Below are 12,872 nucleotides of genomic sequence, written 5' to 3' on the forward strand. Positions count from 1 at the left end.
AGATTAGTCTATACTCCCGAATAAGCCAAGAATCCACCGTCAACGGGGACGGTAACTCCGGTCACAAAGCTTGACATTGCTTCATCTGCTAACCAGAGTAGTGTGCCAAGCAGATCCTCCGGCTGTCCAAAGCGGCGCATTGGAGTATGAGAGATGATTTTTTGGGAACGGTCTGTAAGCTCGCCATCTTCACGAACCAACAGCTTCTCATTTTGTTTAGTAAGGAAAAAGCCAGGGGCAATGGCATTCACACGTATACCAGACTCAGCGAAATGAACGGAGAGCCACTGGGTGAGATTATTAATTCCTGCTTTGGCAGCGCTGTAGGCAGGTACTTTGGTCATTGGAGAAGGTGCACTCATGGATGAAATATTAATAACAGATGTGCCCGTTCTGCCGAGCATCTGCTTGGCAAAAACTTGGGTTGGGATCAATGTTCCAATTAGATTTAGGTCCATCACATTGCGAAATCCATCTACACTAAGGTCAAAAAAAGTGAATATGTTCGGGTTCTCCAGGTCATCATTTTTGAAAATCTCTTGGGTCGTATTTGCTGAGGAATCATTTCCGCCAGCTCCGTTAATTAATAGATCGCAAGGACCCCAGTGATTCTTAACAGCTTCTGCGGCTCTCATAACACTCTGTTGATCTGTAACATCACAGGAAAGTGAAATCGCTTGACCGCCTGCGGCTGTAATTTCAGCGGCAACCAAATCTCCCTTAGCTGCGGTGCGATTTAGAATCGCGACTTTAGCTCCTTGCCGACCTAACTCTAGCGCCATAACCCGGCATAATACACCGGCTCCTCCGGTAATCACAGCGATTTTCCCTTCTAATGCTGGATGCAAAGTTAATTCTATCATAACCATTGAACCTCCCTAAAAGTCCTGAGTGTGATTAAAGTTCCTTATCAAGTACATGCTGTGATTTTTTTGGCGAAAATCCTATATGATTATAGAACCGTACAGCATCTTCTCTGGTTTGATTGGTACGTACTCTAATTTTGCTAAACCCTGTTTGGATTGCCCATCGTTCACAGGTTTCTACAAGCTGTCTGCCAATTCCTTCTCCGCGGCAAGTCTGATCAACAACAAGACCTCCTATTTCAATAAATGAAGGAGATTCAAGTAAGATTCGAACGGTCGCATGTATCCATCCTACCAATTGGTGATCTGATTCAGCTACATATACAGTATGATCTTTGTGTGTTCCGATTTCTTGTAGTCTTTCTCCTAATTGATCGATATTCAAAGGATATCCAAGCTGGCTTGAGAGTCTTGCTATCTCTTGAATGTCGCTTATAGATGCTGTTCTGATAAGAATATCGTTCAGCACCTCAAAATTGAAGGTTAGAGCCTTTTTATTATAGTTCATCACATAGATTAAGACATTCCCTAATAAATTTACTTAGTGCTGTTACGATAGGCAGAAGGGGAGATTCCTATTGTCTTTTTGAAATATTTAGAGAAATGGGCTAATTCCATACTGACTTGCTCCGCGATATCTGAAATGCTGAAATTGCTATAAGAAAGCTGTCTTTTAGCATGCTCCATTCTTTTCAATTGTACATAATGCATGGGGGGAACCCCTATAAATTTCTTGAAGTAGGGGATGAAATAGTTCGGATGTAAGTGGACAATTTCTGCTAACTCTTCTATTTCTATGGGTTTATCCAGCCGCTCATCAATATATTGAAGCACATAGGCGAGCTTTCCTTGATCCCCCGTATGTATAAATTCTTGCATAAAGTCTGTTTTGATATTCTCGTTCGATTCAAGACAAGTAGCAATTAGATTGAGGACGTTCGCCTGAGTACGCAGAATGGACAATACATCATCTTTTTGAAACTGTTCGATCATTTCTGTGAAAATAACCCGTACGGAATCTGGGTTGGGCGCATCACAGATAAACAGTTTGTTTGCCGAATGGAATAAGGGCCACTCCCCAATATCAGCATCAAAATGGCAGAAATAGCGTGTATAGGGATCATTCATTGACGTCTCTGTAGTTTGAGTGCTTCCTGCGGGCATGATCATTAGCTGACCTGCTCTCGGATAATAAGTAACACCGTTAATGATAACTTTTCCCTCACCGCGGTCAATAAAATACAGCCGATTAAATGTTGGAGTTTCCAACGTACGATTCCACCCGCTATATCCGCTTCTAAGTTGGGCATGGGTCACTTTTACGGTAAGATTCTGGAGGAATCTGCCGGTAAGGTTACCTGGATTATTCATCATCTAGCTCCTCTATGACTTGATTATCCTTATTATAACGAATTAATTTAACTAAATCATCTTATTATTGTGCAAATAATGCTTAGTTTCGCTCATGTTCATGTCTATTAATTAAGTATATTCTCATAACATAACCTCAAATAGGGAAGTGATCTGATTGAATAAAGTACGGTATGGCATTATTGGAATTGGGAATATGGGGAGTGCACATGCACAAAGTCTGTTGAATCATATTAAAGATGCTGAGCTTGCAGCTGTATGTGATGTAAGGGAAGAACGTTTGAAATGGGCAGAAGAGCATTTACCGGAAAGTGTACAGAAATTTGCAACACCCCAAGAGTTATATGAGTCTCATCTCATAGATGCAGTATTAATCTGTACTCCACATTATGATCATCCAACTTTAGCTATCGAGGCTTTTCAATATGGCTATCATGTATTGGTTGAGAAACCGGCTGGGGTCTATACCAAAGCTGTTAAGCAGATGAACGAAGCTGCAGCAAAGTCTGATCGCAAATTCGGAATCATGTATAACCAGCGGACGAATCCTTTGTATCAAAAGCTTAGGGATCTCATTCAGTCTGGTGAACTAGGCGAAATCCGCCGCACAAATTGGATTATCACCAACTGGTACAGATCACAAAGTTACTATAACTCCGGTGGTTGGCGGGCTACATGGGCAGGCGAAGGTGGTGGGGTGTTGCTGAATCAAGATCCTCATCAACTAGATTTATGGCAGTGGACGACAGGTATGATGCCTAAGCGGATCAGAGCATTTTGTCATTTTGGTAAATACCGCAATATTGAGGTTGAAGACGATGTAACCGCTTATGTGGAATATGAAAATGGTGCGACAGGGCTTTTTATCACCACAACAGGTGAAGCACCGGGAACTAACCGTTTCGAAATTACTGGTGATCATGGAAAAATCATAGTGGAAGACGGGAAATTAACCTTTTGGCGTCTACGCACGCCGGAGCCGCAATTCAATGCAGAGTTTACGGGAGGATTCGGCAGTCCAGAATGTTGGAAATGTGAGATTCCTGTAGAAGAGGGTGGCGGGGAACAGCATAAAGGAATTTTGCGGAACTTTACGAATGCCATTCTACACGATGAGAAATTGTTAGCTCCGGGTGAGGAAGGCATTCACGGTCTAACGTTATCTAATGGGATGTATTTATCGGCTTGGACCGACGATTGGGTGGAGTTACCGATTGATGAAGATTTATTTTATGAGAAGCTCATGGAAAAGGTGGAGAATTCTAACTTCAACAAAGAAACCACAGCCGCCCAAACCTTTGATGTTAAGGGAACTCATTAAATTTTAATCAGAGAGGAAAGATCCTATGAATCGTTCAACCATTGCTGCTCAAATGTACACATTACGTGATTTTACTAAAACTGCGGAGGATTTAAGATCCACTTTTCAAAAGGTCTCTGCTATGGGTTATGAAGCTATTCAGATTTCAGGCATCGGGCCAATCGATCCGAAGCTCGTAAAAGAGTATGCGGATGAAGCAGGTCTGGCAATATGTGCAACCCATGTGTCTTGGGATCGGCTAGTAAGCGATTTGGATGCTTTAGCCGCTGAACATAAGCTGTGGAACTGCAAAAATATTGGACTAGGAAGTTTACCGGAAAAATTCCGTACGGGGCAAGAAGGTTACCGTGAATTCGCCAAGCTGATGTCGGGCATTGCAGTTACACTAAAAGAACAACATGATCTGCAATTTGTTTATCATAATCACGATTTTGAATTTGAACGGTTTGATGGATTGACTGGCATGGAAATTCTGCTCACTGAGTCTGATCCTGCCGTTGGTTTTGAGCTGGATTTATATTGGGTTCAAGCGGGCGGAGGGAGTCCAGCCGAATGGATACGCAAAGTTGCAGGTCGAATGCAGGTAGTGCATTTAAAAGATATGGCGATTGTTAATAGAAAACAGATCTTTGCTGAAATCGGTGAAGGGAATATGAACTATAAAGAAATTATCAATGTCTGTCGCGAAACGGGTGTTGAATGGTTCGTAGTGGAGCAGGATGTTTGCCGCCGTGATCCTTTTGAAAGCTTGGAGATCAGTCTGCGGTATCTTCTTAATACCTTATAGAATGGAGTAATACTAATAGAAGGAGGGTTTCTATGAATCGAAAAAATGGGATGACCTATGCACCAACGTATGAATCCAAACCCGTAGTGAAGGCGGGGGAATTCATCATTGCCGCTATTGCCCTAGATCACGGTCATATTTACGGGATGTGTAACGGACTGGTTGAGGCAGGGGCAGAGCTGAAATGGGTATATGATCCGGACGAGGAAAAGGTCAGAAATTTTATTAGTAAATATCCCGGTGTCAAAGCTGCCGGATCAATGGAAGAAGTTCTGGAAGATCCCGAAGTACAATTAATTGCAGCGGCCGCAATTCCATCTGAACGAGGACCTTTAGGCAATAGAGTAATGGCTCACGGTAAGGACTATTTTACGGATAAAGCCCCCTTTACGACCCTGGAACAGCTTGAATCCGCTAGAGCAATGGCAGCTGCAACCAATAAGAAATATATGGTCTACTATAGTGAACGTCTTCACGTTGAAAGCGCTATCTATGCGGGGCAGCTGATTCAACAAGGTGCTATTGGCCGTGTCCTGCAAGTCATTGGATTAGGGCCACATCGTCTAAATGCTCCTAACCGGCCGGAATGGTTTTTCCAAAGGGAGAAATATGGTGGGATTCTATGTGACATAGGCAGTCATCAAATAGAACAATTTTTGTATTATGCCGATTGTCAGGATGCTTCGGTTATTCATAGTAAAGTGGCCAATTACAATCATCCGACTTATCCCGAATTAGAGGATTTTGGTGATGCTACTCTTGTAGGGGACAATGGGGCAACACAATATTTTCGCGTGGATTGGTTTACCCCTGATGGGCTGGGCACTTGGGGAGACGGGCGCACGATGATTATGGGGACTGAAGGATACATTGAACTGCGTAAATATACTGATATAAGTCGTTCAAATACACCGGATCATGTGTACTGGGTCAATGGGGAAGGGGAACATTATGAGCATGTAGCAGGGAAGGTTGGTTTTCCTTTCTTTGGTGAGCTAATCCTTGACTGTCTGAATCGGACAGAGCTGGCGATGACACAGACCCATGTGTTCAAAGCTGCCGAGCTATGTCTGAAGGCTCAAGAGCAAGCGATCAATCTAACCCCAGCAATACTCAGATAACGATGGAATGATGAACGGAGGGTAATATAGATGAAAGAACTTGGAGCAGCCATTATTGGATGCGGAGCCATTTTCCCTCTTCATGCAAAAACATTAACAGGCATCGATGGTGTGAGACTACTTGCGGTTGCAGATATTGATGCTGACAAAGCATTGCAGACATCTAATGAATATGACTGCCAAGCCACTAATGATTATAGAGAAATTTTAAAGGATGACCGTATTCATGTTGTACATCTCTGTACGCCTCATTATTTACATGCAGAAATGGCTACGGAGTTGTTACAAGCAGGAAAACATGTCCTTACCGAAAAGCCTATGGCGGCAGATCTTCCTTCAGCCAGACGAATACTTGAAGCCGCACAGCATAGCACAGGTCAGCTTGGTGTGGTGTTTCAGAATCGTTATAATGATGCCTCGATGTATATTAAGCAGGTGATTGACTCAGGAATATATGGGAAGTTGCTCTGTATGAAAGGAATCGTGACCTGGCACCGTAGCGAAAGTTATTATAGCGATAGTAACTGGAGAGGACGCTGGTCTACGGAAGGTGGAGGTCTGCTAATTAACCAAACCATTCATACACTGGATTTACTTCAGTGGTTTGGTGGAGATGTGGCATCGGTGAAAGGGAGTATTACCACGGATGTGCTAAATGGGGTCATAGAGGTAGAAGATACCGCCCATGCCTGCATCGATTTCACTAGTAATGTCAGAGGGCTTTTTTATGGTACAAATACCTATCTGGAGAATTCTCCAGTGGAGCTGGAGCTAGTTTTTGAAAAGGGTACTATCAACCTCCGCAGAGATCATTTGTATCTTTGGAAGGATGGAAAGGAAACCTTGCTGTGCGAGCCTAGTTTCAGTGCCACGGAAGGTAAATCCTATTGGGGCACCGGGCATAAGAGACTGATTGAGGACTTCTATGAGCATGTCACCAGGGGTCAAAAGTTTTGGTTGGATGGTGCTGAAGGGATAAAAGCGCTGGAGTTGGTGGCGGGGATTTATAGTTCATCGAAGAAGGCTGAATAAATGATAATTAAGCTGTATCAAAAGTAGAGTAATCTACGAATGATACAGCTTATTGTATTTTAATGTAAAACACTTGTACTCAATCCTCCTAAATCAACGAAACTCTAAATAACCTGTAACCTTCCTTGGTAGCTTGTCCATGGGGTTGATTTATGTAATTATGTTCTTGGGTAAGTAATTCGTAGATTTACAATAAATATACACTGATGATTAACGGCAAGTAGGAGGGATTAGAAATGAGTGTTACATGGAAAAGAAGGATTCTGATCAATGATCCTATTTCACTAGATCCAGTTCAGATTCAGCAAGACTTGTACAGCGGCAACCAAGTTATTGTCCAGTTCTCTGATCCATCGACCTATGGTTCGATTCTGGATGAAGTAAATGAGCTTTGCGCGCGTTTTGATGAAAATTTTGGAGTGCGTTTTTATGGCCACTATTCTGTATCCTTTGATTGTGAGACACTCCTGCAGATTCCAAATGTTAAAATGCTGCTGCTGAATTGTCTTCACCAGGCACATAACACGAACGTATTGGCTAAGCTGAATAACCTGTATAGTCTGAGCGTGGGGATATATGAACTTGAAAATCCGGAAATTCTGAGTATAGATACGTTACGGTCTCTAAGTATTTTAAATATTAGCTCGGAGAAAAAGATGCTTAATCTGGAATACCTAAAAGAATTCTCCCGTTTAGAACAGTTGCATGTAATAGGTAAGGTTAAAAACCTTGATGCTATTGGAGATCTGGAGGATCTTACCTATCTCGCGCTGCACTCCATCAGCAACAAACCCTTACATTTTATTAATCGGCTAAAGAAATTGAAAGACCTACGTATTTTACTTGGAGGCAGAGAACATATTCAGGACATCGAAGAAAATGAAATCGAGAGCCTGGAAATTTGTAGAGTCCGTGGCTTTCATGACCTGAGTAATATTTCGGTTTTTCGTGCGTTAAAAAAGCTTGTGATTGAAGATCAAATCCAGCTACGTGAGATTAACTTTGATCAGCAGATGAAGGCACTGGAAGAGCTAACGATTATGAATTGCAAAACATTGGCTCATTTGACGGGAATGGAGCAATTACCTTTTCTGCACAAGCTTCGTATTTTCAAAACGGCGATCGATTTTGATTCATTTATAGAACAAGAGCTTCCAATCGGCTTAACCACATTAGAGTTTGCAACTTTTAAAAGAAAAGTAGATCAGGAAATTCAAAAAACAATAGTGGGGTTGGGCTATCAAAACGGAATTGTCTACAATGAGAACAGGGCATGATGCAGCCTTTTTTTGTTCCATAAATCTTGAGGACGTATTTCTATCTTTTTTACAAGCTTTTAAATATTTTATTTTTTTCATATAATAGTAGATATTAAATTTATAAATAATTGTAATACACCATGATAAGGTTATAATTGATACAGAAAAGGTGTGACGCCTAAGAAGGAGCGCCCACATCCTTTCTGCAAAATTCAGGGGATAAGGATGGTAATAATGGGCAAAAGTGCAACTGATACAGACGTCATTTTAATTGGTGCCGGAATCATGAGTGCGACTTTAGGAACACTTTTGAAGGAATTAGTACCGGAATGGAAAATTAAAGTATTTGAAAAGCTTGAAAAAGCAGGGGAAGAAAGCTCTAATGAATGGAATAATGCAGGAACCGGGCATGCGGCGCTCTGTGAGCTTAATTATACTGTTGAAAAGCCAGACGGATCTATAGATATTAGCAAAGCTATTCAGATTAATGAACAGTTTCAGCTTTCGATGCAGTTTTGGTCTTATCTTGTAAATCGCAAGCTGATACATACTCCCCAGGACTTTATTATGCCGTTACCTCATATGAGTTTGGTGCAAGGGGAGAAGGATATAGCTTTTTTAAAGAAAAGATTTGAAGCGCTCTCAAAAAATCCATTATTCCAAGGGATGGAATTTTCCGCTGACTCTAAAAAACTGATGGAATGGATTCCGCTTATTATACAAAATCGTCCTGCGAACGAATCCATTGCGGCTACAAAAATTGACTCTGGAACGGATGTTAACTTTGGTGCTTTAACGCGTATCTTATTTGAGCATTTAAAGAGTAAAAACGTCGATCTTCACTACAAACATAGTGTCAATAGTATGAAGCGCAACAGTGCTGGCTTATGGGATCTAAAAATCAGAAATGCCAGCGGTAACATTGAACAACATACAGCGAAATTTGTGTTCATTGGTGGCGGGGGAGGAAGTCTGCACTTACTGCAGAAATCCGGTATTCCTGAAGGAAAACATATCGGTGGATTCCCAGTAAGCGGTATTTTTATGGTGTGTAATAATCCGGAAGTTATTGCGCAGCATCATGCCAAAGTATACGGCAAAGCTAAAGTTGGAGCCCCTCCAATGTCCGTACCGCACTTAGACACAAGATTTATCGACAATAAAAAATCACTGCTATTTGGACCATTTGCCGGATTCTCACCTAAATTCTTAAAAACGGGCTCAATGTTTGATTTAATAACTTCTGTGAAACCGGATAACCTCATAACAATGCTGTCGGCAGGTGCTAAAAATATGTCATTAACAAAATACCTGATCGAACAAGTGCTGTTATCGAAAGAAAAACGTTTGGAAGAACTGAAAGAGTTTATCCCCAATGCCAAAATTGAAGATTGGGATCTTGTTGTAGCTGGTCAGCGTGTGCAAGTTATCAAAGATACAGAAGCTGGCAAAGGCACACTTCAATTTGGTACGGAGGTTATTAGTGCCGCTGATGGTTCGGTCGCAGCATTGTTAGGGGCTTCCCCTGGAGCTTCTACGGCTGTTCACGTGATGCTTGAAGTGCTTAACAAATGTTTCCCTCAATATATAAAAGAATGGGAACCCAAAATAAAAGAAATGATTCCTTCTTATGGCTTGTCACTAATGGATAATCCCGTGCTTCTGCAGAAAATTCACACTACAACAGCAGATACACTGGGTTTAGGTGGAAAAGAACATGTTTTTAATCAAAAGGTGTTTTAGTAATAAAGGAGCTGCCGAGAGGCAGTTTTTTTTCTCAAATCTGAACTATTGACACAAAAGTGTATTACACGTATAGTACATAAATGAGATGTATGAACCACTTAGTACACACACTTAGTATATGGAGTTGGTTGTATGACAGAAGAACAGAAATCAGGCGTCAGCTTTAATATTCGTGAGCCGGTATATATTCAAGTTGTGCGTCATTTCAAGGAACAGATCGCCACAGGGCAAATCGGAGCGGGAGACAAAATTCCTTCACGGCGTGAACTGGCATCAGTAATGAAGATTAATGCGAACACGGCGCAGAAGGCATATAAGGAAATGGAGGAACAGGGTTTGATCGTAACAGAAGGGAATTCCCCGAGCCGAATTACACAGGATCAGCAAATACTAAACTCGATTCGAGCTGAATTAATCGAAAGTGCAGTGGATATATTCATCAGCTCCATTCAGAATATTCAAATTCCAGTTGAAGAACTGGTAGAGATCATAAAGACAAAATATACATCCGAGCGCAAGTTATCTCCAGAGGGTGGTGACACAAGATGATCCAAGTGAATCAGATGGTAAAGAATTATGGATTCAAGAAGGTACTAAATGGCGTTAGCTTCACTGCTGCCAAGGGAGAGATTACCTGCCTGATCGGAATCAATGGTGCCGGGAAGTCAACAGTGCTGAAGTCCATCATGGGACTGACACCATTCAAAGGGGAGGTTTTAATCGATAATGTATCACTAACACCTGCGATGTATGAGAAAATCACTTTCATTCCAGATTCGTTAACGATGCCCTCTAATATGCGAATTGCTGATTGCTTGAGCTTTATGGCTGACTTTTATCGGAATTGGAACGCTGAACGTGCAAAGGAAATGCTTAAGTTCTTCCGACTGAGCTCTTCAGATCGCGTATCCTCATTGTCGAAAGGGATGGCTGCGAAGGTGAATTTGTTGCTGGGACTTGCCTTGGATTGTGATTACATCCTAATGGACGAGCCGTTCTCGGGAATTGATATGTTCAGCCGCGAGCAAATTACTGATGTGTTCACGAGTGAATTGATCGAGGATCGTGGTGTGATTATTACAACTCATGAAATTAACGATATTGAGCATTTAATTGATAAAGCGGTCTTGCTACAGCATGGGAAGGTAGAACGTGAATTCTACTGTGAAGAAGTTCGCGAGCAGGAAGGTAAGTCCATTACGGACGTAATGAGAGAGGTGTACATGAAATGAGAGCTTTTGTGAAGCTATTGAATTTTGAAATGAACCGATTTGCCAAAATATATATTGGACTCATGGTGCTGACAGTTGCCTTGCAGCTTGCAGCAGTCACCATCGGTGCTAATCATTGGCTGGATTCTGCGAATGAGGCAATGAGAGTGAATCAATGGACGCTTGAGCAATATCACAATGTGACTGGATATATTCAGCTAAACAGTATGCCGTATGCTCGCTATAATGGACTTCTATATTTCGGACCCATATTTTTGAGCACAACAGTGTTGCTAATATATAGCTGCTTCATCTGGTACCGTGACTGGAGAGGTAAAAATACGATAGTATATCGCCTGCTCACCTTGCCATCCAATCGGGCGAATTTGTATTTTGCCAAGCTGGTTACGATCTTGCTATTCGCATTTGGACTTGTTGCCCTGCAAATTGTCCTTGTGCCACTGGAGCGTTTGATAGCACAGTCGATTCTTCCTGCTGAACTATATCGGAACATCTCGGTATTTGATTATTTGAAGTATCCTACTGTGCTTAAAGTTCTGGTTCCGCCCTACTTTTCTGAGTTTGTTCTATATTATGGACTGGGCATTACGGGTTTGATCGTCTTGTTCACAGCGATTCTAATGGAGCGGAGCTACAGACTGAAAGGGATCGGCTTTATCATATTATACTTAGCGGTTCTGGCTGGATTAGCCTCAATACCCTATCTTATGGGTTATAGCAGATATGATAGCTACTTCTATCCCGGAGAGATCATAGGTGCTTGTCTCGGATTAATAGTGATTATTGCTGGAGGTTCGCTTTGGTACAGCTTATATCTATTGCGTAAGAAAATATCGGTATAATTGAAGGGGTATGGAGGTTAAGGAATGAGAAAATATATGGTTACCGCCGTTCTTGTAGTGTTCTCGGTTGTTACAATCGGGACGTATTATGTACAGGCCTCACAAGAGACACTACCTAATTATAAGCTGACGATGGTTCAAGGGGATGCTTCCCTCGTTGAAGGTATAGCCTTATACGGAAATTATCTGACTAAGGATAGTGTTTTTGGCATCAAACGAGCTAATATCACTACAAATGGTACAGATTATCCAGATGAAAAGTTAACGATCAACCAAAGCTTAAACCGAAGACCAGTGAACACACAATTGGATAAATGGAGGGATCAGCATCGTCAGTTCATGCGTGGGAAGAAGAACTTAGCTGGGTTCTATGAAAATCAGGATATGCTTGCTTACGTGAATTGGACCGTAGATAAGCAGCAATCAAATGATCCATCAGCGAAGAAAAATGCTAGACTCAGTATTTCTGTGCTTAATAAGCAAAAGGATAATACGCAGGAAATCAGATCCGATATCAATGTGGATCATGATATTTCAGATATCTATGTACAAAATGTACAGCTTGTTGATCAAGAGCTTGTTGCAATGGTGTTTTTGAATCACGGCGCCAAAGGTTATGTAACTGAACCGCAGATTATCCGTGTTAATCTAACAACAAAGGAGATTACGAATGAGCCGCTCGTATTACCAGGAGCTAAATCTGAAGCAGCAAATGGGGATAATCAATTCGTTAGGTTAGCCAATCAAAATCTGGATCACTCGGATCAATGGATTTTAACGGTTAGTAAAGATAATCATAAAAAGGCATATCAAGTAGATGTTGCAACAGGACAAATCTCGCCGCTCGCGTTCCAAGGGCATGAAATGTTATTGAATAATATTATGAATGCGTATGGACAGAAAATTTATTTCCTGCAAAAAGCTGTATCGGGTAAGGAGAATATAGGATTTACTGTTATTTCTTACGATCTCGTGAGTAAAGAATATGAGACTACTCTGAAGAATACAGATATAGATTTAAGTGAAAACATTACCTATGATTTTAAACAAGACTATCTCTATATTGTGGGTTATAAGAATATGGGTAATAAGTACTTCAAAGGTAATCGTCTATATGTATTCAATTTGACAAGCGGTAACCTTGAATACGAAGGAAAAGCAGTATCAACAGAAGCTGCAAATCAGGCTGAAGATGAAGCTAACATGGATTTGAATTTTATCGATCTCGGTCAGTATTAGAATTACTTGTAGAATAGAAAAATAGAGATAAAGAGATATGAAAAGGTACCAAGGCC

Annotated in this window: 13 protein-coding genes; 10 read left to right on the plus strand and 3 right to left on the minus strand. The window is 41.3% G+C overall.

The window, feature by feature from the left end; all coding sequences use genetic code 11:
* Positions 1–8: 8 nt before the first annotated feature.
* The 3 genes from NSQ55_RS13950 to NSQ55_RS13960 are packed head-to-tail and all read right to left on the minus strand — an operon-like array spanning position 9 to position 2,240.
* On the minus strand, positions 9–863 hold the full coding sequence (locus tag NSQ55_RS13950) for an SDR family oxidoreductase (RefSeq protein WP_339174026.1): 855 nt from the start codon (positions 861–863) through the stop codon (positions 9–11).
* Between the two features lie 34 nt (positions 864–897).
* Complete coding sequence (locus NSQ55_RS13955; protein WP_339174515.1) at positions 898–1,374, minus strand: GNAT family N-acetyltransferase; 477 nt, start codon at positions 1,372–1,374, stop codon at positions 898–900.
* A 29-nt stretch (positions 1,375–1,403) separates the two neighbouring features.
* Complete coding sequence (locus NSQ55_RS13960) at positions 1,404–2,240, minus strand: AraC family transcriptional regulator (protein ID WP_305953559.1); 837 nt, start codon at positions 2,238–2,240, stop codon at positions 1,404–1,406.
* A 154-nt stretch (positions 2,241–2,394) separates the two neighbouring features.
* Between NSQ55_RS13960 and NSQ55_RS13965 the strand changes: the two genes are divergently transcribed.
* From NSQ55_RS13965 to NSQ55_RS14010, 10 genes are all read left to right on the plus strand, one after another.
* On the plus strand, positions 2,395–3,558 hold the full coding sequence (locus NSQ55_RS13965; RefSeq protein ID WP_076185915.1) for a Gfo/Idh/MocA family oxidoreductase: 1,164 nt from the start codon (positions 2,395–2,397) through the stop codon (positions 3,556–3,558).
* A gap of 25 nt (positions 3,559–3,583) precedes the next feature.
* Entirely contained in the window at positions 3,584–4,345 is a 762-nt protein-coding gene (locus tag NSQ55_RS13970) for a sugar phosphate isomerase/epimerase (RefSeq protein ID WP_076185913.1), read from the plus strand.
* A 32-nt stretch (positions 4,346–4,377) separates the two neighbouring features.
* Positions 4,378–5,466: a Gfo/Idh/MocA family oxidoreductase gene (locus tag NSQ55_RS13975; protein ID WP_076278977.1), complete on the plus strand. Its 1,089-nt coding sequence runs from the start codon at positions 4,378–4,380 to the stop codon at positions 5,464–5,466.
* Between the two features lie 30 nt (positions 5,467–5,496).
* On the plus strand, positions 5,497–6,498 hold the full coding sequence (locus NSQ55_RS13980) for a Gfo/Idh/MocA family oxidoreductase (RefSeq protein ID WP_339174031.1): 1,002 nt from the start codon (positions 5,497–5,499) through the stop codon (positions 6,496–6,498).
* A 236-nt stretch (positions 6,499–6,734) separates the two neighbouring features.
* Positions 6,735–7,775 carry a hypothetical protein gene (locus NSQ55_RS13985; protein WP_076185905.1) on the plus strand — a complete coding sequence of 347 codons (1,041 nt, stop codon included), beginning with the start codon at positions 6,735–6,737 and terminating at the stop codon, positions 7,773–7,775.
* Between the two features lie 216 nt (positions 7,776–7,991).
* Positions 7,992–9,500, plus strand: coding sequence for a malate:quinone oxidoreductase (locus tag NSQ55_RS13990; protein WP_076129345.1), 1,509 nt, complete (start codon positions 7,992–7,994; stop codon positions 9,498–9,500).
* Between the two features lie 135 nt (positions 9,501–9,635).
* Complete coding sequence (locus NSQ55_RS13995) at positions 9,636–10,052, plus strand: GntR family transcriptional regulator (RefSeq protein WP_076129346.1); 417 nt, start codon at positions 9,636–9,638, stop codon at positions 10,050–10,052.
* Positions 10,049–10,735, plus strand: a complete 687-nt coding sequence (locus tag NSQ55_RS14000) for an ABC transporter ATP-binding protein (RefSeq protein ID WP_076280707.1) — start codon at positions 10,049–10,051, stop codon at positions 10,733–10,735. Before NSQ55_RS13995 ends, NSQ55_RS14000 begins: the two co-directional genes overlap by 4 nt.
* Positions 10,732–11,577, plus strand: coding sequence for a hypothetical protein (locus NSQ55_RS14005; protein WP_339174036.1), 846 nt, complete (start codon positions 10,732–10,734; stop codon positions 11,575–11,577). Before NSQ55_RS14000 ends, NSQ55_RS14005 begins: the two co-directional genes overlap by 4 nt.
* A 24-nt stretch (positions 11,578–11,601) precedes the next feature.
* Positions 11,602–12,816: a hypothetical protein gene (locus NSQ55_RS14010; RefSeq protein WP_339174038.1), complete on the plus strand. Its 1,215-nt coding sequence runs from the start codon at positions 11,602–11,604 to the stop codon at positions 12,814–12,816.
* Positions 12,817–12,872: the final 56 nt, after the last annotated feature.

The organism is Paenibacillus sp. FSL H7-0943 (assembly GCF_037963265.1).
Taxonomy (GTDB): domain Bacteria; phylum Bacillota; class Bacilli; order Paenibacillales; family Paenibacillaceae; genus Paenibacillus_AQ; species Paenibacillus_AQ odorifer.